General features: G+C 74.5%; 19 protein-coding genes. 7 read left to right on the top strand and 12 right to left on the bottom strand.

The genetic code is table 11. The annotated features are described in order from the left end of the window. Window positions 1-82: 82 nt before the first annotated feature. The 7 genes from ABGB10_RS30695 (at window position 83) to ABGB10_RS30665 (ending at window position 6,564) form a co-directional block, all read left to right on the top strand. A complete protein-coding gene (locus tag ABGB10_RS30695) occupies window positions 83-1,303 on the top strand; it encodes an MFS transporter (protein WP_347664473.1) in 1,221 nt (406 codons plus the stop codon). Between the two features lie 140 nt (window positions 1,304-1,443). After that, the gene (locus ABGB10_RS30690) at window positions 1,444-2,202 is read left to right on the top strand and encodes a class I SAM-dependent methyltransferase (RefSeq protein WP_347664472.1); all 759 of its coding nucleotides are present in this window, start codon (window positions 1,444-1,446) and stop codon (window positions 2,200-2,202) included. A gap of 59 nt (window positions 2,203-2,261) precedes the next feature. Next, window positions 2,262-2,735: a CrcB family protein gene (locus ABGB10_RS30685; RefSeq protein WP_347664471.1), complete on the top strand. Its 474-nt coding sequence runs from the start codon at window positions 2,262-2,264 to the stop codon at window positions 2,733-2,735. After that, the gene (crcB, locus tag ABGB10_RS30680; RefSeq protein ID WP_347664470.1) at window positions 2,735-3,097 is read left to right on the top strand and encodes a fluoride efflux transporter CrcB; all 363 of its coding nucleotides are present in this window, start codon (window positions 2,735-2,737) and stop codon (window positions 3,095-3,097) included. The genes ABGB10_RS30685 and crcB overlap by 1 nt, the downstream gene beginning before the upstream one ends. A 115-nt stretch (window positions 3,098-3,212) precedes the next feature. Next, window positions 3,213-3,737 (top strand): PadR family transcriptional regulator, encoded by a 525-nt coding sequence (locus tag ABGB10_RS30675; protein WP_347664469.1) that lies wholly within the window; start codon window positions 3,213-3,215, stop codon window positions 3,735-3,737. Beyond that, a complete protein-coding gene (locus ABGB10_RS30670; protein WP_347664468.1) occupies window positions 3,734-4,414 on the top strand; it encodes an ABC transporter ATP-binding protein in 681 nt (226 codons plus the stop codon). Before ABGB10_RS30675 ends, ABGB10_RS30670 begins: the two co-directional genes overlap by 4 nt. After that, entirely contained in the window at window positions 4,411-6,564 is a 2,154-nt protein-coding gene (locus ABGB10_RS30665; protein ID WP_347664467.1) for an FtsX-like permease family protein, read from the top strand. Before ABGB10_RS30670 ends, ABGB10_RS30665 begins: the two co-directional genes overlap by 4 nt. Before the next feature lie 3 nt (window positions 6,565-6,567). On the opposite strand, the gene cobA is transcribed toward ABGB10_RS30665, so the two are convergent. The 12 genes from cobA to cobN form a co-directional block, all read right to left on the bottom strand. After that, on the bottom strand, window positions 6,568-8,283 hold the full coding sequence (cobA, locus tag ABGB10_RS30660; RefSeq protein ID WP_347664466.1) for a uroporphyrinogen-III C-methyltransferase: 1,716 nt from the start codon (window positions 8,281-8,283) through the stop codon (window positions 6,568-6,570). Then, a complete protein-coding gene (locus ABGB10_RS30655; RefSeq protein WP_347664465.1) occupies window positions 8,280-8,876 on the bottom strand; it encodes a precorrin-8X methylmutase in 597 nt (198 codons plus the stop codon). The genes cobA and ABGB10_RS30655 overlap by 4 nt, the downstream gene beginning before the upstream one ends. Then, window positions 8,873-9,151 (bottom strand): 4Fe-4S binding protein, encoded by a 279-nt coding sequence (locus tag ABGB10_RS30650; protein WP_347664464.1) that lies wholly within the window; start codon window positions 9,149-9,151, stop codon window positions 8,873-8,875. The genes ABGB10_RS30655 and ABGB10_RS30650 overlap by 4 nt, the downstream gene beginning before the upstream one ends. Further along, complete coding sequence (cobJ, locus tag ABGB10_RS30645; RefSeq protein WP_347664463.1) at window positions 9,139-10,869, bottom strand: precorrin-3B C(17)-methyltransferase; 1,731 nt, start codon at window positions 10,867-10,869, stop codon at window positions 9,139-9,141. Before cobJ ends, ABGB10_RS30650 begins: the two co-directional genes overlap by 13 nt. Then, window positions 10,866-12,140: a precorrin-6y C5,15-methyltransferase (decarboxylating) subunit CbiE gene (gene cbiE, locus ABGB10_RS30640; RefSeq protein WP_347664462.1), complete on the bottom strand. Its 1,275-nt coding sequence runs from the start codon at window positions 12,138-12,140 to the stop codon at window positions 10,866-10,868. Before cbiE ends, cobJ begins: the two co-directional genes overlap by 4 nt. Window positions 12,141-12,244: 104 nt before the next feature. Next, window positions 12,245-13,396: a cobalt-precorrin-5B (C(1))-methyltransferase gene (locus ABGB10_RS30635; protein ID WP_347664461.1), complete on the bottom strand. Its 1,152-nt coding sequence runs from the start codon at window positions 13,394-13,396 to the stop codon at window positions 12,245-12,247. Next, the gene (gene cobM, locus ABGB10_RS30630) at window positions 13,393-14,226 is read right to left on the bottom strand and encodes a precorrin-4 C(11)-methyltransferase (RefSeq protein WP_347664460.1); all 834 of its coding nucleotides are present in this window, start codon (window positions 14,224-14,226) and stop codon (window positions 13,393-13,395) included. The genes ABGB10_RS30635 and cobM overlap by 4 nt, the downstream gene beginning before the upstream one ends. Next, a complete protein-coding gene (gene cobI / locus ABGB10_RS30625) occupies window positions 14,223-14,996 on the bottom strand; it encodes a precorrin-2 C(20)-methyltransferase (RefSeq protein ID WP_347664459.1) in 774 nt (257 codons plus the stop codon). Before cobI ends, cobM begins: the two co-directional genes overlap by 4 nt. Continuing rightward, on the bottom strand, window positions 14,993-16,357 hold the full coding sequence (locus ABGB10_RS30620) for a cobyrinate a,c-diamide synthase (RefSeq protein ID WP_347664458.1): 1,365 nt from the start codon (window positions 16,355-16,357) through the stop codon (window positions 14,993-14,995). Before ABGB10_RS30620 ends, cobI begins: the two co-directional genes overlap by 4 nt. Beyond that, on the bottom strand, window positions 16,351-16,962 hold the full coding sequence (gene cobO / locus ABGB10_RS30615) for a cob(I)yrinic acid a,c-diamide adenosyltransferase (protein WP_347664457.1): 612 nt from the start codon (window positions 16,960-16,962) through the stop codon (window positions 16,351-16,353). Before cobO ends, ABGB10_RS30620 begins: the two co-directional genes overlap by 7 nt. Continuing rightward, window positions 16,962-19,349 carry a magnesium chelatase subunit D family protein gene (locus tag ABGB10_RS30610; RefSeq protein WP_347664456.1) on the bottom strand — a complete coding sequence of 796 codons (2,388 nt, stop codon included), beginning with the start codon at window positions 19,347-19,349 and terminating at the stop codon, window positions 16,962-16,964. The genes cobO and ABGB10_RS30610 overlap by 1 nt, the downstream gene beginning before the upstream one ends. Next, entirely contained in the window at window positions 19,346-23,014 is a 3,669-nt protein-coding gene (cobN, locus tag ABGB10_RS30605; RefSeq protein WP_347664455.1) for a cobaltochelatase subunit CobN, read from the bottom strand. The genes ABGB10_RS30610 and cobN overlap by 4 nt, the downstream gene beginning before the upstream one ends. Window positions 23,015-23,223 lie beyond the last annotated feature (209 nt).

The following is a 23,223-nucleotide window of genomic DNA, read 5'->3' as shown; positions in this document are numbered from 1 at the left end:
TATAAAGCGCGTGCAAGTATTTCGTTGCTGACGCGTGTAGTTGCACGCGCCGTACATCTGCCCCCTCCCCGATGGGAAGACCATGTCCGTACGCCAACAGTCCCTGCCACCCGGCCTGATCGCGCTGGCCATCGGCGCCTTCGGCATCGGGCTCACCGAATTCGTGATCATGGGCCTGCTGCCCGACGTGGCCGCCGACTTCGCGGTCACCGAGCCGGTGGCCGGCTGGCTGATCTCCGGCTACGCGCTCAGCGTGGCCGTCGGCGGGGTCGCCCTCACCGCGGCGGTCACCCGGCTGCCCCGCAAGCCGGTGCTGCTCGGCCTGATGGTGCTCTGCATCATCGGCAACCTGCTCTCCGCCGTCGCCGGCGACTACGCCGTGATGATGGCCGGCCGGATCGTCGCCGCCCTCTGCCACGGCGCGTTCTTCGGCATCGGCGCCGTGGTGGCCGCCGGCCTGGTCGCACCGTCCCGCCGGGCGGGTGCCATCGCGATGATGTTCGCCGGCCTGACCATCGCGAACGTCCTCGGCGTCCCCTTCGGCACCTTCCTCGGGCAGCACTTCGGCTGGCGGTCGACGTTCTGGGCGATCACCGCGATCGGCATCGTCGCGCTGGTCGGGCTGGCCCTGCTCATCCCGGCTCGCGACACCGCCCGCGCCGACCGTCCGGCCGCCGGGCTGCGTGGTGAACTACGCGCCTTCACCCACTCGCAGGTCTGGCTCTCCCTGGTGATCACGGTGCTGGGCTTCGGCGGCATGTTCGGCGCGTTCACCTACATCGCCTACACGCTGACCGAGGTCAGCGGCTTCGCCACCAGCACCGTGCCGTGGCTGCTCGTCCTCTTCGGGGTGGGACTCTTCGCCGGCAACCTGCTCGGCGGCCGGGCTGCGGACCGGTCCCTGTCGCGCACCCTGGTCACCGTCCTGGCAGTGCTCACCGTGGTGCTCGTCGGCTTCGCGCTGACCGCGACGAGCCCGGTGTTGACCATCGTCTCGCTGGTGCTGATGGGCGGGTTCGGCTTCGCCACCGTGCCGCCGTTGCAGATGCGGATCATGCACTACGCGCACCAGGCACCGACGCTGGCGTCCGGGGCGAACATCGCCGCGTTCAACCTCGGCAACGCGCTGGGCGCCTGGATCGGCGGCGTGACCATCGCCGCCGGGCTCGGCTACACCTCGCCGATCTGGGCCGGCGCCGCACTCACCCTGGCGGGACTGGGCGTCCTGCTCGGGGCGCTGCGACTGGCCCGCCGCGGCGAGCCGGTGGAGACCGACGCGGCCCTGGTGGACACGGCGGTCTGAGCCGCCAGCAGGAGGACGCCGGGCCGGGCGATGCCCGACCCGGCGTCACTCTGATCATCGCCCCGCCATCTTCTCGCAATTGCAAGTTATGTGCAACAAGGTCTGGACAGCGCCGTCGTGACGTAACTAGCCTTCTCGGCATGAGTCCTTACATCACGGATCCGTGGGCCTGGCAGGAGAGCTGGGATCGCCAGCAGGAGGCGTTCATGCCGGACCGGGAACACCGGTTCACCGCCATGCTCGACACCGTCGACGCGGTCCTCGACGGCCGGCCGCCCCGGGTGCTCGACCTGGCCGGCGGCACGGGCAGCATCTCGCTGCGGACACTGGCGCGCTTCCCCGGCGCCGAGGCGACCCTGCTGGACCTCGACCCGGCGCTGCTGGCCATCGCCCGCGCCTCGCTGGGCGACCGGGCCACCATCGTCACGGCCGACCTCAGCACCCCGGACTGGCGCTCCGCACTCCCCCACCGCGAGTACGACGCCGTCCTCACCGCCACCGCCCTGCACTGGGTGCCGGCCGACCGACTCGGTCAGCTCTACGCCGAACTGCGCGACGTGCTGCGACCGGGAGGCGTCTTCGTCAACGCCGACCACATGCCCGACGACACCCTGCCGGAGCTGACCAAGCGGCTGATGGGCCGGGCCCGGGACCGGCGTAACGCCCGGTACGCGACCGGCTCGATGCTGTCCTGGTCGGACTGGTGGGAGCGGGCCGGCGCGGACCCGACACTGTCCCCGCTGGTGACCCAGCGACAGGACATCTACCCGACCGGACACAGCCCGGAGTGGAACCCACCGGTCTCGTGGCACCTCGCCGCGCTCACCGCCGCCGGTTTCGGCGAGGTCGGCACGGTCTGGCGGGGCGGCCCGGACGCCGCCGTCGCGGCAGTGCGCTGACGCCCGCCGTCGGCGGCAGCGCACTCGGGCCGCCGCCGGCGGCACTACGCTGGGGACTCGTGGCAGAGCCGCTGGACCCGCGTACCGACCCCGACGTCGACCTCCGGGTCCCCGCCGACCGGGGCGAGCTGACCGCGCGCCCCGCGACGGTCCTCGCCGCTATCGCGGCCGGCGGGGTGCTGGGCGCGCTAGCCCGGGCCGGCCTGCAACACGCCGTGCCGCACCCGCCGACCGGCTTCCCGTGGGCCACGTTCGGCATCAACACGTCCGGCTGCCTGCTGATCGGCGTGCTGATGGCGGTGCTCGGGCACCTCGACGGCGGTCCCCCGCTGGCTCGCCCGCTCCTCGGGGTCGGGGTGCTCGGCGGGTTCACCACCTTCTCCACCTACGCGGTCGACGTCCAGCAGGCAATCGTCGTGGGCGCTCCGGGCACCGCGCTGACCTATCTGGCCGCGACGCTGCTCGGGGCGCTCGTCGCGGTCGGGCTGGGCGACGCCGTCACCGCCCGACTGCTGCGACGCAGGGCGGCCTGATGACCGTCCTGCTCATCGCCCTGGGCGCGGCCGTCGGCGCTCCGCTGCGCTACCTCACCGACCGGGCCGTGCAGTCCCGGCACGACTCGGCGTTCCCCTGGGGCACGCTGACCGTCAACGTGATCGGGTCACTGCTGCTCGGCGCGCTCGTCGGGTGGCCGGCCGGCCCGGCCGTCACCGCGGCGCTCGCCACCGGGTTCTGTGGCGCGCTGACGACCTACTCGACCTTCAGCTACGAGACGCTGCGACTCGTCCGGGGTGGCAACCGGCTCCTCGCGATCGCCAACGCGTTGGGCAGCGTGGCCGCCGGGCTCGTCGCGGCCACCGCCGGCTACGCCGTGGCCCGCGCCCTGACCGGCTGACCGCGCACCAGCCGCGCTGCGCCCGATTCCATCCCCACCAACGCCTGGACCAGGGCTGACCCACAACACACCGAGGGTATATACGCGAGGTATACCCTCGGTGTAGTCTGCTGCCATGAGCGTGCCACTGACCCTTCTCGGCCTCCTCGAACGCGAGCCCAGCCACGGTTACGACCTGAAGCGCGACTACGACGCCTTCTTCGGCCGGGGCAAGCCACTGCCGTTCGGCCAGGTCTACTCCACCCTCAGCCGACTGGCCCGCGACGGCAAGGTGGTGATCAGCGACGTCGCGCCGGGCTCCGGCCCCGACCGCAAGCGCTACATCATCACCGACGTCGGCGCGACCGAGGTCGAGCAGTGGCTGACCCAGCCGGTCGACCCGGAACCGCACCTGCAGACGGTGCTCTTCGCCAAGGTCGTGCTCGCGCTGATGCTGGACCGGCCGGCCGCCGACTACCTCGACACGCAGCGCAGCGCTCATCTGCAGCGGATGCGTGAGCTGACCGAGATCAAGCGCGCCGGCAGCCTGGTCGACGCGCTGCTCGCCGACCACGGCCTCTACCACCTGGAGGCGGACCTGCGATGGATCGAGATGACCGGCGCCCGGCTGGACGCCCTACGGAAAGAGGTGCGGCCGTGAGCGTCGTGATCGAAGCGCGCGACGTCGAGTTCTCCTTCGGTCAGACCTCCGCCCTGCGTGGCGCGAGCGTCGCCGTGGAGGCGGGCGAGATTCTCGCCGTGATGGGCCCCAGCGGCTCCGGCAAGTCCACCCTGTTGCACTGCCTGGCCGGCATCCTGGTGCCCGACTCCGGCGAGATCCTCTTCGACGGGACGCGGGTCGACGCCATGGCCGAGACCCAGCGCAGCAGCCTGCGTCGGGACCGCTTCGGCTTTGTGTTCCAGTTCGGCCAGCTCGTCCCCGAGCTGACCGCGGTGGAGAACGTCGCGCTGCCGCTGCTGCTCAGCGGCGTACACCGGAAGCAGGCGCTCCCCAGGGCGAGAGCCTGGTTCGTGCGCCTCGGCCTGGACGGCCTGGAGCAGCGCCGGTCCGGTGAGCTCTCCGGCGGGCAGGCGCAACGCGTCGCCCTGGCCCGCGGCCTGGTCGCCGAGCCGCAGGTGCTCTTCGCCGACGAGCCGACCGGCGCGCTCGACTCCCTCACCGGCGAACAGGTGATGGACCTGCTGGTCGGCGCCGCCCGCGAGCAGGGCACCACGGTCATCCTGGTGACCCACGAGCCCAGGATCGCGGCGTACGCCGACCGCGAGGTCATGGTCCGCGACGGGCGCGTGAACGCGCCGGACCGGATCGCCTCGTGATCCGCTTCGGGCTCCGCCTCGCTGTGGCCGGCGGCCGTGAGGCGCTCACCCGTCTGGTCGTCATCGCCGCCGCCGTCGCGATCGGCAGCGGGCTGCTGCTGACCACTCTCGCCGGGGTCAACGCGGTAAACGCCCAGCTCACCCGGTACGCGTCGATGTATCCCCAGGCCTCGGCCGGCGACGCCGACCCGCTGTGGTGGTCGAACCGCCAGGACTACTTCGACGGTGAGCAGATCATTCGGATCGACGTCGCCGCGACAGGCGCGACCGCGCCCACCCCGGTCGGCATCCCGACCACCCCGGGTCCCGGCGAGTACTACGCCTCGCCCGCGTTTCGGGAGCTGCTGACCGCCCATCCGGCCGACCAACTGGGCGACCGCTACCCGGGGCGGGATCTCGGCACCGTTGGTCCGGCCGCGCTGACCTCGCCGGACACCCTGCTCGTCATCGCCGGCGGCACCCCCGAGCAGGTCGCCAAACTGCCCAACGCGCAACAGATCACAAGCGTCGGCAACGCCCCCGCCCTCCCCGAGGCCACTGTGAACCTCATCCTGGGCGTGATCGCCGGCGGGTTGCTCTTCCCGGTATTGATCTTCATCGGCACCGCCACCCGGCTCAGCGCCGCCCGCCGGGAGCAGCGCTTCGCCGCGATGCGCCTGGTCGGCGCGACCCCCCGGCAGATCTCGCTGGTCGCCGCGGTGGAGGCGGCCGCCGCCGCCGTCGCCGGCACCGCCGTCGGCTTCGGCCTGTTCTACGCCTTCCGCGACCCGCTCGCCGGCATCCCGTTCACCGGCATGCCGTTCTTCCCCAGCGACATGTCCCTGGGCGTGCTGGACGTCCTGCTGGTGGCGCTCGGCGTCCCGGCCGGCGCGGCGGTGGCGGCCCAGGTCTCGCTTCGCCGGGTACGGATCTCGCCGCTGGGCGTCACCCGGCGGGTCACCCCCCGGGCGCCGCGCGCGTACCGGCTGATCCCGATGGTGCTCGGCGTCGCCGTGCTGGTCTTCGCCATCGGCTTCCGGCCCGAGACGTCCGACGGCCAGGCCGCGGTGTTCCTGCCCGGCTTGCTGCTCATCATGGCCGGCCTGGTCTTCGCCGGCCCGTGGTTGACGATGGTCGGTGCCCGGGTGATGGCTCGGTACGCCAACCGCCCGGCCACACTCATCGCCGCGCGACGCCTCGCCGACAACCCGAAGGCCGGCTTCCGGGCGATCAGCGGCATCATGCTCGCGCTCTTCGTCACGAGCGTGTCCGTCGGCGTGATCACCACGATCGTCGCCAACCGCGGCCCGGCGCCCACCGGCTCGACCGACGCGGGCACGGTGACCACCGTCTTCGACGAGAAGGTGGCCTCGGTGCCCGACCCGCTCTTCGCCGAACTGCGGGCGATCACCGGGGTGCGCTCCGCGACAGCCATCCGCGAGAACCCGGTGCGGACCGACTCCGGCGAGGTCGGCGTGATCGCGTGCACCGACCTCCCGAGCGCGTACGGCCGGTGCGCCGACGGCGCGAGCGTCATCGAGGTGCCGTTCGGCCTCAGCCGCTGGCGGGAGTCGGCGTCGTCCGCGACGGTGTGGCCCGCCGCATCGCTCACCCTCGACGAACTCCAGCAGCTACCGGTCGGGGCGATGGTCGTCGGCACCGACGGCTCCGTCGCCGCCGTCGAGCGCACCCGCACCGTACTGGAGGTCGCCTTCCCTACCTTCTGGGTCGGGCCGAACGTGCCCGGCGACTTCGAGTCGGACTTCGCGAACACGCTGCGCGGCTGGGAACAACTGGCCAACGTCATCATCATCGCCAGCCTCGCGCTCGGCGGGTGCAGCCTCGCGGTCAGCGTCATCGGCGGGCTCACCGAACGCCGCCGCCCGTTCAGCCTGCTGCGCCTCAGCGGCGCTCCGGTGCGGGTCCTGCGCCGGGTGGTGGCGCTGGAGAGCGCCGTGCCGATGCTCGCCGTCGCCGCCGTCGCCATCGGCATGGGCCTCCTCGCCGCCCACCTGTTCCTCCGGGCGCAGATGGACTACACCCTCGTCGCGCCGCAGCCGGGCTTCTACGTGATCGTCGTGGTCGGATTGGCCGCCTGTCTCGGCGTCATCGCCTCCACACTGCCGCTGTTGGAACGCATCACCGGGCCGGAGACCGCCCGCAGCGAGTAGTCGTCATCCCGTCGGCCCGGTGGTGGCGAGAGCCACCACCGGGCCGAGGACGAAGACGGCGGGTGGGCCGACGCCCTCCCGGGCGGCGACGGCGCCGATCTCGTCCAGCCGGGCGGGCACCGATCGCTGGTCGGGCAGCCCGGCGTCCTGCACGGCCAGCACCGGGCTCTCCGGTGCACGTCCGTGCTCGATCAGCACGGTCGCGATCTTGGCGATGGTGTCGACGGCCATCAGCAGCACGACGGTGCCCCGGGCCCGGGCCAGCGCCGCCCAGTCGACGAGCGAGTCGGGGTGCCCGGGCGGCAGGTGCCCCGACACGACAGTGACGTCGTGCGCCACGCCCCGGTGCGTCACGGGCACGCCGGCGAGGGCCGGCGCGGCGAGCGCGCTACTCACCCCGGGCACCACAGTCACCGGGACGCCCGCCGCCACGCAGGCCTGCATCTCCTCGTGGCCGCGCCCGAAGACGTACGGGTCGCCGCCCTTGAGGCGGACCACCCGGCGACCGGCGCGGGCGTGCGACACCAGGGCCGCGTTGATCGCCTCCTGTGCCATCGACGGGCCACGGGGCACCTTCGCCGCGTCGACCACCAGCACGTCGGGGCGCAGCCCGGCGAGCAGCCCCTGCGGGGCGAGTCGGTCGACCACCACGACGTCCGCGGCGTCGAGCAGTGCCTTTCCGCGTACCGTGATCAGGTCGTCGGGGCCCGGCCCGCCGCCGACCACGGCGACCGAGCCGTGGTCGTGGTGGTGGTCGTGCCCGTGGTGATGGTGGTGGCCGACCGGGTCGTCGGGGTGGTCGTGCGGGCGTTGCGGGCGACCGACCTTGTCGGCGAAGCCGGGCATCAGCACCCGGTACGCGCAGGTGTCGCAGTTCATCCGGATGTCCCCGCCCAGCGCCTCGGTGTACCGCTCCAGGACGAGGTCGGCGAGCGCGTCACAGTCACCGATCACCTCGGCGACGCGGACGTCCAGGTCGGGGTGGGCGGCGGCGAACTCCGCCGACTGGGCGACGATCCGGTCCGGCAGCACCCCGGCGAACAGGAAGTACGGCGCGACGACGATCCGCCGCGCGCCGAGGCGGCGTAGCCGCTCCAGCACGGCCGGCACCGACGGCTGGGCGAGGGAGATGAAGCCCGGCTCCACACCCGCGTAGCCGCGTCCCTCCCAGAGCAGTCGGGCGACCTTGGTGACCTCGGCGTTGGCGTCCGGGTCGGTGGACCCCCGCCCTATCAACGCCACCCACGTGCCGGCCCGATCGACACCACGCAGCGCAGCGTCGGCCCGGTCGGCACCAGGCAGCGCAGCGTCGGCCCGGTCGGCACCCGCCGGGCCCGCACCGGCTTGCCCGGTACCGGCAAGTGCCGCGTCGATGCGCTGTTCGAGGGCGGTGTGCAGCAGCGGGTGCGGGCCGAGCGGGCGGCCGTAGCGGTAGCTCAGCCCGGGGTGACGTTCCTGCTCCCGGGCCATGGCGGCGGGGATGTCGCCCTTGCCGTGGCCTGCGCCGGTGAGCACCAGCGGCAGCGCCACCAGCGCCCGGTGCCCGCGCGCGACGAGCGCGCCGACCGCGTCGGTCAGCGGTGGGCGGGACAGCTCGATGAAGCCGCCCTCGACGTCGCCGATGTCACCGCGACGGCGGACCCGCTCGACCAGTGCGGCGAACTGCTCGACCCCGGCCGCGCTGCGCGTGCCGTGCCCGACGATGACCAAACCGGTCATGACTTCTCCTCGACGTAGAGCAGGGCGTTGAGGGCGGCGGCGGCGACCGCCGAACCACCCTTTTCCCCCACGTTGGACACCCCGGGCAGGCCACTGGCCCGCAGCGCCGCCTTCGACTCGGCGGCGCCCACGAAGCCGACCGGCAGGCCGACGACCAGCGCCGGTGCCGCGTCCAGGGTGAGTAGTTCGACGAGCGCGGTCGGCGCGCAGCCGACCACCCAGACCGCGCCCGGGCCGACCCGGGCCAGGGCGATCCGCAGGGCCGCCGCCGAGCGGGTGATCCCGGCCGAGCGGCCCAGCTCGGCGGCGGCCGGCTCGGCGACCGGGCAGACCAGTTCCAGGCCGGCCCGGGTGATCCCGGCGGCGACCATCGCCACGTCGGTGACCACCGGCGCGCCGGCGCGCAGCGCGGTCAGCCCCAATTCCAGGGCGGCCTCGTCGCAGACCAGCTCGTCGACGTACGCGAGGTCGGCACTGGCGTGCACCACCCGCTCGGTCACCGCTCGGCTCAGCGGCGGCAGGTGCGACAGGTCGACCCGCTCGCGCAGGATGCGGTACGACTCGACCTCGATGGGATGCACCATCCGGCTCATCGGGCTCCTTCGCAGGGGTCGGGCTCGACGACGCGGATCGCGTCAGGGTCAGCGACGACGCGGATCGCGTCAGGGTCAGCGACGACGCGGATCGCGTCAGGGTCAGCGACGACGCGGATCGCGTCGACCGGGCAGATCTCCAGGCACTCCAGGCAGCCCGTGCACCGGTCGGCGCGGACGGTGAGGCCACCGGCGACCGGTCGGATCGCGTGGGTGGGGCAGGTGAGCAGGCAGGCGCCGCAGCCCTGGCAGGCGCCGATGGTCACGAGCGCCACCGGTACCCCCGGGGTGTGACCATCCGGCCGGCGACCAGCCTCGTGTCGCTGTTGCCGACCACCACGACGCTGTACATGTCGACCACGGCCGGGTCCAGGGTGGTCAGCGTCGCCAGGTGCAGCCGCTCGCCGGGGCGGCTGGCGTTGCGTACCACCCCGACCGGGGTGTCCGGTGGCCGGTGCGCGGCGAGGATGCCGAGTGCCTTGCCGAGCTGCCAGTCGCGGGCCCGGCTGCGCGGGTTGTAGAACACCGTCACGAAGTCACCCTCGGCGGCGGCGGTCACCCGCCGCTCGATGACCTCCCACGGGGTGTGCAGGTCGGACAGACTCAGGTAGGCGTGGTCGTGGCCGAGCGGCGCGCCGAGCAGCGCCCCGGCAGCGAGGGCGGCGGTCACCCCGGGCACGCCCACCACGTCGATCCGCTCGTCGGCGTACTCCAGGGCGGGGCTGGCCATCGCGTACACCCCGGCGTCGCCGGACCCGATCAGCGCGACCGCCCGGCCGGCGGTGGCCTCGGCGACGGCGGCGCGGGCCCGGGCCTCCTCCGCGCCCAACCCGCTGGAGAGCACCCGGGTGCCGGGGCGGAACACGTCGCGGACCTGGTCGAGGTACTGGTCGAGGCCGACCACCACGGCGGCGCGACGTAGCTCGGCCACCGCGCGGGGGGTGCGCAGGTCGGCGGTGCCCGGCCCGAGGCCGACGACGGCGAGTCGGCCGCGCGGCGCGTGCCGGGCCACCGCCACGGTGGCCATCGCCGTCGCGGTCTTTCCCACCAGCAGCGTGGCATCGCCCGGTCGGCCGTCCGGGCCGAGCAGGGCCGCGGCCTCCGCCACGCTCGGTGTGCCGACCGCAGCGCGGACCACCTCGCTGGGGTGCGGCACGTCGACCGTGGCCAGCCGCGTCGCCGGCCAGGTCACCAGGGGTACGCCGAGCGCGTCGGCGGTGCTGCGGATGCCCGCCTCGTCGGCCTTGACGTCGGCGCTGGCCAGGCACCGCAGGCTCGCCGGGTCGAGGCCGGCGTCGGCCAGCACCCGGTGCAGCAGCTCGGCCACCTCGGCGGCGGGTACGCCTCGACTCGCCCCCACCCCGGCAACCAGCGACGGTGGGCGCAGCACGGCGGTCCGATCGTCGGGTGGCACGAGCCGGTCGGTGACCAGCAGCCGGTACCCGCCCTCCGCCACTGTGCCGGCGGGTGGCGGTTGGACGTTCGGCGGCAGGGCGGGCAGCGGCCAGGCGGCGTCAGAGATCAGGTGGACGGGTTCGCCGTCCAGGATGGCCCGGGACACCGCGGCGACCGCGCCCTGGACGGGCCAGCCGAGGGTGTCCAGCCCCGGCAGACCGACGGCGTCGGTGGCGGTGGTGATCACCGGGCGGGCGTCCAGCAGCGCGCCGACCTGCTCGGCGAGGTCGTTGCCGCCGCCGGCGTGGCCTCCGAGCAGTACCACGGCGTGCCGGGCTGCCTCGTCGACGACCACCACGGCCGGGTCGCTGTGCTTGTCGCCGAGCAGCGGCGCGAGGATCCGCACCACCGCTCCGGTGGCCAGGAATGCGATCACCGCGTCACATCCGGCCCAGGCGGTCCGCAGCGTGTCGGCCACGCTGTTTCCCTCGACCAGCCGGGCGTGCGGCCAGGCGGCGGTCAGGGTATCGGCGTGCCGGCGGCCGGCGGCGGTGGCGGCCACCAGGCCGATCCGGGCGGGCGGGTTCAGGTCGGTCACGGGCGCTCCCCGGTGAGGACGACCACCGGGTTGGTGGCCGCGAGGCGGATCGACCCGCCGGGCAGGTCGGCGAGGCGGGCGGCGGAGAGCTGGCTGCCCTCGACCGTGTAGCCGGCGGCGCGCAGCAGACCCACGGCCGGTGCGACCCGGTCCAGGGCGGCCAGGGTGAGCACCACCCGTTCGGGTTGGCGGGCCACCACGGCGGTGAGGACGTCGACACCGCCACCGCCGACGAAGACCGCGTCGGGCTCGGGGAGGCCGGCCAGCACCTCCGGTGCAGTTCCGGTGACCAGCCGGACGTGCACGGCGTGCGCGGCGGCGTTGGCCTGGACGGTCGCGCCGGCCTCGGGGTCCTGTTCGACGGCGAGCACGGCCGCGCCGAGCAGCGCGCACTCGATGCCGACCGAGCCGCTGCCCGCACCGACGTCCCAGATCAGCCGGCCCAGTCGGGGGCGCAGCCGGGCGACGACGAGGGCGCGCACCTCCGACTTGGTGATCATGGAGTCGCGGTGGGCGTACCGGGTCTCCGGCAGCGCCCACCCGCCGGCCGGCCCGGCGGCGGGCTGGTTGTCGGCGCGCATCCCGCCGGCGGTGACCCGATCGGGTGCGACGTCGACGTCGACGTCGACGTCGGCTTCGGCTTCGGCTTCGGCGAGGCTGAGCAGGACGTGCGGGTCGGCCCAGGTCTCGGCGGCGGCCTGTTCGGGGGTCACCGCGCGGATCCGTTCGGCGTCGGTGCCCAGGTGCTCGGCGACCAGCAGGCGGCGGGACCAGCCGATCAGCCCGGCGCCCAGCTCGGCCGCACCGGCGCCGGGTGCGGTGAGCACCGCGACCAGCGGCAGCGCCCGGCAGGCGTTCAGCGCCGGTCGGAGGTCGCGGCCGTGCGCGGTGACCACGGCGGCGCCGTCCCAGGGCAGCCCGGCGCGGGCGAACGCGGCGGCCACACTGGACACCGCCGGCACCACCCGCAGCGGCAGCCCGGCCGCGCGCAGCCGCCGGACGATGCCGAACAGGCCGGGGTCGCCGCTGGCCAGCACCACGGCCGGCACGCCGGCGTCGACGGCCTCGGCGAGGCGGCGCAGGGCGGGGGCGAGCGGCCCGAGGGTGACGGTCTCGACGGCGGCCGGTACGGGGACCGCGGCCAGGTGCCGGGCGGCCCCGACCACCAGCCCGGCGGTGGCCAGCACCGGGGCTAGCGCGGGGTGCGGTGGGGCACCGGCGGCGTCCAGCCCGACCACGGTCACGCCGGCCATCGGGGCCACGTGCGTCACGGAGGCCCCCGACGCCGCCCGCGTCACCGAGGCCCCCGACGCCGCCCGCGTCACCGAGGCCCTCGACGCCGTCCGCGTCACCGAGGCCCCCGAGGCCGCCCGCGTCATCGGGGCCACCGGCCGGACGAGGCGACGACGTGCGACCCGGCGAAGTCGACCATCGCCACGTCGACGGTGACCGTCGGCCCCGCGAAGCGCCGCAGCACCTGCCGGACCCGTTGGCAGAGCACGTCGCCGGCCGGTTCGAGCAGGCCGGCGGCCTCCCACAGCTCGTACGCGTGTCGCCCGGTGTTCGCCTCGGTCACGGCGGCGACGAGAGCCGCATCACCGCCGGCGTCGGCGGTCACCGCGCCGAGCAGGTAGAGGTCCACCTTGGAGCGGGTGTAGTGGGTCATCAGGATGCCGGCGGCGAGTTTGGCGAGCTTGCCGGCCATGCCGACGAAGACGACCCCGGTCATCGCGTCGCCCACGGCGGCGGTCACCGCGGCACCGGTGAAGTCGCCGACCTCGACGAAGCAGACCTCGGGTAGGTCGGGCAGGAGCGCACGGGCGGCCCGCTCGGTACGCCCACCGGTGCAGAGCACCACGGTCCGCTCCCCCTGGGCTGCCATCACGTGCACGGCCTGCACGACGCTGGCCCGCCAGGACGCGGTGGAGAAGGGGCGGACGATCCCGGTGGTGCCGAGGATCGAGATGCCGCCGAGGATGCCGAGCCGCCGGTTGGTGGTCTTGCGGGCCATGATCTCGCCCCGGGGCACGCTGATCACCACGCGGACACCGACCTCGCTGAGGTCGACCACCTCGGCCACCGCCTCGCCGATCATCCGGCGTGGGGTGTCGTTGATCGCCGGACCGCCGACCGCGAGGCCCAGGCCGGGCTTGGTGACGGTGCCGACGCCGGCACCACCGGCGAGCCGCAGACCGGGCACGTCGGTCCAGTCCACGGTGGCGGTCAGCTCCGCGCCGTGGGTGACGTCCGGGTCGTCCCCGGCGTCCTTGACGACGACCGCCTCGGCGCGGACCGGTGGGTTGCCGGTCACCTCGCAGCGTTCGACCGGGAAGCGCACCCGGCGTCCGGCGGGCAGACCGATCTCCACATCGGGCTGGATCTCCCCGGTGACCAGCGCGGTGAGCGCCGCCTTGGCCGCCGCCGTCGCGCAGGCGCCGGTGGTCCAGCCGGTACGCAGCGCGGTGGGCCGGACCTTCGCGGTACGCGGCAGGTCCGGCTCGCGCAGCGGCGGCTCGGCGTACGTCATGGTGTCTCTGTCTCCCCGGCACGGGCGGCGGTCTGACGGCGCAGCTCGGCGCGGGCGGCCGGCTCCGCCCGGCGGAAGGTGTGGAAGTGCCCTGGGTGGTAGAGGTGCGATCGGGTGCCCTCGGCGGCGAGCGCCGGCCCGACCAGGAAGAGGGTGTGCTTCCACAGCTTGTGCTGCTTGACCGTGGCCTCCAGGGTGCCGACCGTGCAGCGCACCACCAGTTCGTCGGGCCAGGTCGCCTGGTACGCCACCACGGCCGGGGTGTCCTCCGGGTAGCCGCCGGCCAGCAGCTCGGCCTGTACCTGACCGGAGCGGGCGGCGGAGAGGAACAGCGCCATGGTGGTGCCGTGCCGGGCGAAGTCCCGGACCCGCTCGCCGGGCGGCATCGGGGTCTTGCCACCTTCGAGACGGGTGAGGATCACCGACTGGGCCACCTCGGGCACGGTCAGCTCCCGCCCGACGATCGCCGCGACGGCGGTGAACGAGGACACCCCGGGGACGATCTCGACGGCCAGGTCGAGCACCCGGCACAGGTCCAGTTGCTCCTGCACCGCGCCCCACAGCGCCGGGTCGCCGGAGTGGATCCGGGCCACGGTCAGCCCCTGCTCGGCGGCCCGTCGGTAGAGCGGCAACACGCCCTCGATGGGCAGTTGCGACGAGTCGACGATCTCCGCGCCGGGGCGGGCGTGGTCGAGGACGTCGGCGTGCACCAGGCTTGCCGCCCAGATCACGATGTCCGCCTCGGCGATGACCCGGGCGGCTCGCAGGGTCAGCAGGTCCGCCGCCCCGGGGCCGGCGCCGACGAACCACACCTTGCCGTCGCTGGTCACAGTTTTCCTCCTCGGTGCTCGCGGCGGGCCGGGACCAGCAGCGTCGACAGGTACGGCAGGTCGTGCTCGGTGGCGTCGACCGGCCCGATGCGTTCACCGGGCATCCCGAGGCTGCGCCCGAGGACCGCGTCGGCGAGGCGGCCCTGCCTGCGCAGCTCGGCGAGCAGGTCCGGGTGCCGCCGCCAGCCCTTGTAGACGACCACGGTGCCCGGCCCCGCGAGGGCGTCGGCGAACAGCGCCGGCCCGGCGGTGGCCGGCAGCAGGGTCAGCGGTTCGCGTCCCTCACAGAGGGGGGTGCCACTGCGGGCTGCCAGCTCCTGCATGGCGGTGACGCCGGGCACTGTCTCCACCCGCACCGCGGGGCGCAGCGCGCGGACGCTCTGGGCGAGGTAACCGAACGTGGAGTAGACGTTGGGGTCGCCGATGGTGGCGAACGCGAGGGACCTCGCGCCGGCGTCGATGGCCTCGACCACCACCCGGGCCGCGTCGTCCCAGGCCGTCGCCCGGCGGGCGGTCACCCCGCCCCGGTCGTCCAGGGCGAACGGCAGCCGGCGTAGCCGATCCGCCGCGACGTACTCCCGCACGGTGGCCTCGGCGCGCCCGACGTCCGCGCCCGACGGTGTCGCACCGGCGGGCGCGGTGGGTGCGACCCGGTCCGCCATCACGGGTACGAAGACCAGGTCGGCCTCGCGCAGCACCCGCACCGCCTTGACGGTGAGGAGTTCCGGGTCGCCCGGGCCGACACCCACTCCGGTCAACGTGGCCGTCATCGGCACGCCTCCACCAGGCGGCGGGCCGCGTCCGGGTGGCCGGCCCAGTGGGTGTGCAGGTAGGAGGCGTGCACCCGACCGCTCACGAAGCCGTGCCGCGCGTCGTCCCAGCGCCACGCGGGCCGGTCGCCGTGCCCCGGGTCGGTGGTGGTGCGGTGGAACTCGTGGCCGCGTACCGGCTCGCCGGCGAGGGCGACCGGGGAGTCGGTGACCGCCACGGCTTCGCGGTAGCCGAGGGTGAGGCGGCCGGTCATCCGGGCGGTCAGGTCCAGCCGGCCGCACATGGGTACGCCGTCCAGGGACCGCCCGAGGTAGAGCAGCCCCGCGCACTCGGCCACGATCGGCCCGTCGAAGTCGGCCAGCTCGGCGCGCAGCGTGGTGTTTCCGGCCAGCGCCTCCGCGTACGCCTCGGGGAAGCCGCCGCCGATCACCACTGCCCGGGTGCCGGTGGGCAGCGCCGGGTCGCGCAGCGGGTCGACGGTGACCACGTCCGCGCCGGCGGCGGTGAGTAGTTCGGCGGTCTCCGCGTACGAGAAGGTGAAGGCCGGCCCTCCGGCGAGCGCGACTCGTGGTCGCTGCGCGCCGGCTGGTCCGCCGACGGCGGCGACCGGGTCCCACGCCGGGGAGGTCAGCGGCGGGGCACTGCCGGCCAGGGCGAGCACGGCGTCCAGGTCCACGGTGGCCTCGACCAGCTCGGCGAGCGCGGTGACGATCGCCAGGGACTCGGGTGCCCGCTCGGCGACCGGCACCAACCCGAGGTGCCGGGCCGGCGCGGCCACCTCGACGGCCCGGGTGACCGCCCCGAGCACCGGCACCCCCACCTCGGCGAGGGCGTCGCGCAGCAGTCTCTCGTGCCGGGGCGAGCCGACCCGGTTGAGAATCACCCCGCCGATGCGTACCGCCGGGTCGAAGGCGGCCATGCCGAGAGTGAGCGCGGCGGCCGAGCGGCCCTGCGCGGTGGTGTCCAGCACCAGCAGCACGGGCGCGTCGATCAGCCGGGCGACGTGGGCGGTGGAGGCGTAGTCGCGGCGGCCCACCGCGCCGTCGTGCAGACCCATGACGCCCTCGACCACGGCGACGTCGGCGGGTGTGGGGACGCTCGCGCCGTGCCGCAGCAGACCGGCGATCCGGTCCGCCCCGACCAGGAACGGGTCGAGGTTGCGGCCGGCCCGGCCGGCGGCGAGGGCGTGGTAGCCGGGGTCGATGTAGTCCGGGCCGACCTTGTGCGGGCTGACCGTCAGACCGCGACGGCGCAGCGCGGCGAGCAGCCCGGTGGCGATCGTCGTCTTGCCGTGGCCGCTGGCCGGCGCGGCGACGACCACCCGGGGCAGCGGCCACGGTTCGGTGGGGGCACTCACCACTCGATGCCCTTCTGGCCCTTCTGGCCGGCGTCCATCGGGTGCTTGACCTTGGTCAGCTCGGCCACCAGGTCGGCGGCGGCGACCAGGCGCGGGTCGGCGTCCCGGCCGGTGATGACGACGTGCTGGAATCCGGGCCGGTCGGCCAGGGTGGCGACCACCTCGTCGACGTCCACCCAGCCCCACTTCATCGGGTAGGTGAACTCGTCCAGCACGTACAGCCCGTAGCGTTCGGCGGCCAGGTCACGCTGGATCTGCCGCCACCCCTCCAGGGCGTCGGCGGCGTGGTCGGCGTCGCCGCCGCGCTGGATCCAGGACCAGCCCTCACCCATCTTGTGCCAGGCCACCGGTGCGCCCTGGCCGGTGCGCTCGTGCACCTCGCCGAGGGCCCGGAAGGCGTTCTCCTCCCCCACCCGCCACTTGGCGCTCTTCACGAACTGGAACACGCCGATCGGCAGACCGGCCGTCCAGGCCCGCAGCGCCAAGCCGAAGGCGGCTGTCGACTTGCCCTTCATTTGTCCGGTGTGGACGATCAGCAGTGGCCGGTGCCGCCGCTGCCGGGTCGTCAACCCGTCGGCGGGCACGTGTGTCGGCTGCCCCTGCGGCATCAGCGATCTCCCCTGTCTGGCGTGATGGTGGTGCCGGTCGAGATCGTGGAAGGAATCCGCCCTTCCAGGGGCCGTTTCCTTCCAAGATCTCCTCCGGCTTGGGGCTGGACCACGTCGTCGAGTTGGTGGCGGGGGGCATCCAGCTGGTTTGCCAGGCGACTGGCCAGGTTGAGACGTACCGGGCCGGACTCGCAGTCGACGACCACGCAGGGGGCGCCGGTTGCCGCCAGGACCTTCGCGGCTGCTGCCGTGCGGTCCAGTGGGCGGGTGCCGGCGGTGGCTCGACCGTCGGTGACGACGAGGACCAGCGGGCGGCGCTTCGGGTCGCGCAGGCGCTCCACCCGCAGCAGGTCGGCGGCGGCGAGCAGGCCCTCGGCCAGCGGCGTACGCCCACCGGTGGGCAGCTCGGCCAGTCGGGTCGAGGCGGCGAGCACCGACGAGGTCGCCGGCAGCAGCGTCCGCGCACCACTGCCCCGGAAGCCGATGACGGCGACCTTGTCCCTGCGCTGGTACGCGTCGGTGAGCAGGGCGAGCACCGCGTCCTTGACGGCGGTCATCCGCTGCCGGGCACCCATCGAGCCACTGGCGTCCACCACGAACAGCACCAGGTTGCCCTCGCGCCCCTCCCGGACCGCCTCGCGCACGTCGTCCGGACGCAACCGCAGGGGGCCGGTCACCCGCCCCCGCGAGGCCTGGTGCGGCGCGGCGGCCCGGACGGTCGCCGGCAGGTGCAGCGCCGCGACGCGGCCCGTCGGCATCCGGGCCCCGGTGGTGCGACCCCGCCCGGTGCGGGCGCGCGAACGCCGGCCGGGCACCCCGTCACCCACGCCGGGCGCGGTGAGCAGCCGCGCCGTCAACCCACCCCGGGGTACGGCCACCCGACCGCCACCGCCGTCACCGCTCGGCGCCGGGGTCGGGTCGTCGTCGCCGGCACCGTTCTGCCGGCCACCGGTGGCTCGCCGGTCGTCATCGTGCGGCCACCCGTCCGCGCCGCGCGGCCCGTCGAGCCGCCCGTCCGCGCCGCCGTCCCCGGTGGCCTGAGCCCCTCCGGGGTCATTCCCGTCGACGCCACTGCGGTCGCCGGAACTGCCGTCCGCGCCCCTGCCGTCGCCGCCCCTGCCGTCGGCGCCCCTGCCGTCCGCGCCGCTGCCGTCGAAGCCATGACCGTCCGGGCCACCCTCGCCGAGGCCGTGTCCGTCCACGGCGTTCCGCTGCGGACCGCCGCCGGCCGGGCCACTCGGGACGCCGCCGTTCGGGCCGCCGCCACCGGCCGGGCCTCCGTCGTCCGGGCCACGGTCGTCCGGTTCGTCGGGGTGGGCGTCCTGGGCGCGCTGCAACGCCTCGTCCAGGCGCTTCTCGTCCAGCCCCGGAGTGTCGAACGGATCGCGGCGGCGGCGATGCGGCAGGGCCAGCCGGGCCGCCACCCGCACGTCGTCGATGGTGACCCGGTCCCGGCCGTGCCAGGCGGCGTGCGCCAACGCGGTTCGGGCGGTGACGATGTCGGCGCGCATCCCGTCCACGTCGAACGCGGCGCACACCTCGGCGATCTGCCGCAACGCGGCGTCCGGAAGTCGTACCCCGGGAAGTCGGCGGCGGGCGGCTGCCACCTGGCCGGCGATCTCCGCGTCCGCGTCGGCCCAGCGGGCGGCAAACCCGACCGGGTCGGCGTCGGCGGCGAGCCGACGGCGGACCACCTCGACCCGGACCTCCGGGTCCCGGCTGGCACCGACCTCGACGGTGAGCCCGAACCGGTCGAGAAGCTGGGGTCGCAGCTCCCCCTCCTCCGGGTTCATCGTGCCGACCAGCAGGAACCGGGCGGCGTGGCTGACCGAGACGCCCTCCCGCTCGACGTGGCTGCGGCCCATCGCCGCCGCGTCGAGCAGCAGGTCGACGAGGTGGTCGTGCAGCAGGTTGACCTCGTCGACGTAGAGCACCCCTCGGTGTGCGGCGGCGAGCAACCCCGGCTCGAAGGCGCGTACGCCCTCGCCGAGGGCCTTCTCCAGGTCCAGTGAGCCGACCACCCGGTCCTCGGCGGCGCCCACCGGCAGCTCGACGAGGCGGGCCGGGCGGGTCTCGGCAGTCGCGCCGGCCGGGTGCGGCCCGTCCGGGCAGGCCGGGTCCGGCTCGGCCGGGTCGCAGCCGAAACGGCAGCCGGCCACCCGGCGCACCGGGGGCAGCAGCGCGGCGAGCGCCCGTACGGCAGTGGACTTGGCCGTCCCCTTCTCACCCCGGACCAGCACCCCGCCGATCGCCGGGGACACCGCGTTGAGCAGCAACGCCAACCGCATGTCGGCCATGCCGAGCACCGCACTGAACGGATAGATCACTGGACCTTCTTTCGTTCGCGACTGCGGGGCTCGCAAAACCGGCTCACTCCTCGCGCTCACACCCGGTCCTCCAGGTCGCCCTCGCTGGCCAGGTACGTGTCGCGCAGTCGGTCCAGGGTTGCCGGTTCCGGTTTGGCCCACAGCCCCCGGTCGGCGGCCTCCAACAGCCGCTCGGTGATGCCGCGCAGCGCCCACGGGTTGGACTTCTCCAGGAACTCCCGGGTGGTCTCGTCGAAGAGGTACGCGGCGGCGAGGTGCTCGTACATCCAGTCGTCGACGACGCCGGCGGTGGCGTCATAGCCGAACAGGTAGTCCACGGTGGCGGCCAGCTCGAACGCGCCCTTGTAGCCGTGCCGGCGCATCGCCGCGATCCACTTCGGGTTGACCACCCGGGCCCGGAACACCCGCCGGGTCTCCTCGCCCAGGGTGCGGGTGCGCACGTCGTGCGGCATCGCCGAGTCGCCCACGTACGCCTGTGGGGACGTGCCGGTGAGGTGGCGGACCATCGCCACCATCCCGCCGTGGTACTGGAAGTAGTCGTCGGAGTCGACGATGTCGTGCTCGCGGGTGTCCTGGTTCTTCACCGCCACCGCGATCCGGGCGAAGGAACGTTCCATGTCGGCCCGCGCCTCCCGCCCGTCCAGGCCGCGGCCGTAGGCGTAGCCGCCCCACACCGCGTACACCTCGGCCAGGTCGGCGTCGCTGCGCCAGGTCCGGGCGTCGATCAGCGGCAGCAGCCCCGCGCCGTACGCCCTGGGTTTCGAGCCGAAGATCCGGGCCGTGGCGCGCCGCTCGTCGCCGTGTTCGGCGAGGTCGGCGGCGACGTGCGCGCGAAGGTAGTTCTCCTCGTCCGGCTCGTCCAGGGCGGCGACCCGCCGGACCGCGTCGTCGAGCAGCGCCACGACGTGCGGGAACGCGTCCCGGAAGAAGCCGGAGATGCGCACGGTGACGTCGACGCGGGGCCGGCCCAACTCGGCCGTGGGCACCACGTCGATGCCGGTGACCCGCCGGGACCGGTCGTCCCAGACCGGGCGGCAGCCCAGCAGCGCGAGCACCTCGGCGATGTCGTCGCCCTGGGTGCGCATGGCGCTGGTGCCCCACACGGTCAACCCCACCGAGCGGGGGTACGCCCCGGTGTCGGCGAGGTGCCGGGCCAGCAGCGAGTCGGCAAGGGCCACCCCGACGTCCCAGGCGTTGCGGCTGGGGATGGCCTTCGGGTCGACGGAGTAGAAGTTGCGGCCGGTGGGCAGCACGTTGACCAGGCCCCGGGTCGGTGAACCGGACGGGCCGGGCGGCACGAACCGGCCGTCGAGCGCCCGGAGGGTGTTGGCCAGCTCGTCGGTGGTGCGGTCCAGCCGGGGTACCAGTTCGGTGGCGGCGAAGTGCAGCACCGCCGCGACGTCCGGGATCGGCTGGCCGGTGACCTCCGCGACCACCGCGTCGACGGTGTCGGCGTCCCAGCCGAGCGTCTCCATGCCGATGACCAGCCGCCGGGCGAGGGCCTCGATCAGGTCGACGGCGTCGGCAGCGGTGCCGGCCGGGCCGTCCACCACCTCGGTCAACGCGCTGGGCAGCGCCAGCCGCTTTCCGGGTGACGCGAGCAGCGCCTGCTCGTCGAGGGAGTACGCGACGGCGAGGGCCTGCCGCAGGCCGGGCAGGGCGCGGGCGCCACCCCAGATCTGGGGTGCGCGCAGCACCGCGAGGACCAGGTTGACCCGGGGCTCCCCGCTGGGCGCGTCGGCGAGGATGTGCAGGCCGTCGCGGATCTGCACGTCCTTGACCTCGCAGAGGTACCCGTCGAGGTGCAGCACGAAGTCGTCGAAGTCGTCCGCGTCGGGCATCGCCTCGGCGTGCAGGTCGTGGTGCAGTTCGGCGGCGCGCACCAGGTCCCAGATCTGCGCCCGCACGGTGGGCACCTTGGCCGGGTCGAGGGCCTGCACCGTGGCGTACTCGTCCAGCAGTTGCTCCAGTTTGGCCAGGTCGCCGTAGGTCTCGGCGCGGGCCATCGGCGGCACCAGGTGGTCGATGACCACGGCGTGTGCCCGCCGCTTGGCCTGGGTGCCCTCGCCGGGGTCGTTGACGATGAACGGATAGACCAGCGGCAGGTCACCGAGGACCGCGTCGGGCGCGCAGTCGGCGGCGAGACCGAGGCCCTTTCCGGGCAGCCACTCCAGGGTGCCGTGCTTGCCCAGGTGCACCACGGCGTCCGCGCCGAAGCCGCCGTCGGCGGCCGACGCGGCCAACCAGCGGTACGCGGCCAGGTAGTGGTGACTCGGCGGCAGGTCCGGGTCGTGGTAGATGGCGATCGGGTTCTCCCCGAAGCCGCGTGGCGGTTGGATCAGCAGCACCACGTTGCCGAAGCGCAGCCCGGCGAGAACGATGTCGCCACCCTCGGTGTACAGCTCGCCGGGTGGCTCACCCCAGTGTTCCCGCATCCGCTCGCGCAGCTCGGCCGGGACCTGGTCGAACCACCGCCGGTACGTGTGCCCCGGTATCCGGGCCTCGGCGGCGGCCAACTGCTCCGGGGTGAGCCACTCCACGTCGTGGCCTCCGGCGGCGATCAGCGCATGGATCAACGCGTCCCCGTCGGTGGGCGGCGGCGCGTCGCCCAGGTCGTAGCCGTCCTCGGCCAGCGCGGCGAGCAGGCGGACCGCCGAGACCGGGGTGTCCAGCCCGACGGCGTTGCCGACCCGGGAGTGCTTGGTGGGGTACGAGCTGAGCACCACGGCGATCCGCTTGTCGGGGTTGGGCAGGTACCGCAGCCGGGCGTGGCGCACCGCGATCCCGGCGACCCGGGCGGCCCGCTCGGGATCGGCGGCGTAGACCGAGAGGCCGTCCGAGTCGATCTGCTTGAACGAGAACGGCACGGTGACGATCCGGCCGTCGAACTCGGGGATGGCCACCTGCATCGCGGCGTCCAACGGGGACAGCCCGGCGTCGCTGTCGGCCCACTGCGCACGGGTGCTGGTGAGGCAGAGCGCCTGGATGACCGGCACGTCCAGGGCGGCCAGGGCGCCGACGTCCCAGGCGTCCTCGTCGCCGCCTCCGGAGGCATCCGCGGCGACCGCGCCGCCGGCCGCGAGGACAGTGACCAGCAACGCGTCGCAGCGGGCGAAGAGCCCGAGCGGGCCGGCGCCCGTGGTGAGCCCGCGCAGCGAGCCGCAGAAGATCGGCAGCGGGTTGCCGCCGGCCTCGCGGACCGCGTCCGCGAGCACGTCGACGAATTCGGTGTTCCCGGCCAGCGCGTGCGCACGGTAGAAGACGATCCCCACGGTGGGCCGCTCCGGATTGGTCGGGTACTCACGGTGCACGCCGTACGCCGGGGTGGGTGCGGGTGGGGCGAACCCCTCGCCGGTGAGCAGCACCGTGTCGGAGAGGAACCGGGCCAGCTGCCCCAGGTTGTCCGGCCCGCCCTCGACCAGGTACGCCAGCGCCTGGGTGACGACCCCGGACGGCACTGTGGAGATGGCCATCAGTTCCGCGTCGGGCAGGGCCTCGCCGCCGAGCACGACCGTCGGCACGCCGGAGGTGAGCACCGCGGCGAGGCCGTCCGGCCAGGCCTGTCGACCGCCGAGCAGGCGTACGACGACGAGGTTCACGCCGTCGAGCAGGGCGGGTACCTCGTCGGCGGTGACCCGGGCGGGGTTGGCCAGCCGGTAGTCGGCACCGCTGGCGCGGGCGGCCAACAGGTCGGTGTCGGCGGTGGAGAGCAGCAGGATGCGCACGGCAGGCTCCGGGGAGTGACGCCCCGGCCACCACGAGGGTGACCGCGACGATGCGGGTGGGTGCGGCGTCAGCCGGTACGACGGCGGCGCGGACGGCTCGCGGGCGCGAGCGGCGGGGCCGGTCGGCGGCGGGCGGCGCTCAGCTCAGCGGGGCGTAGCCGGTCGCGGGCGCGGTGAAGCGCCCACCGCGCGAGTCATGACGATGTTCG

This window comes from Micromonospora sp. B9E7, from assembly GCF_039871815.1.
Taxonomy (GTDB): domain Bacteria; phylum Actinomycetota; class Actinomycetes; order Mycobacteriales; family Micromonosporaceae; genus Micromonospora.
Note: the sequence above shows the minus strand (reverse complement) of the source record. Positions and strands in the feature narration are given on the sequence as shown.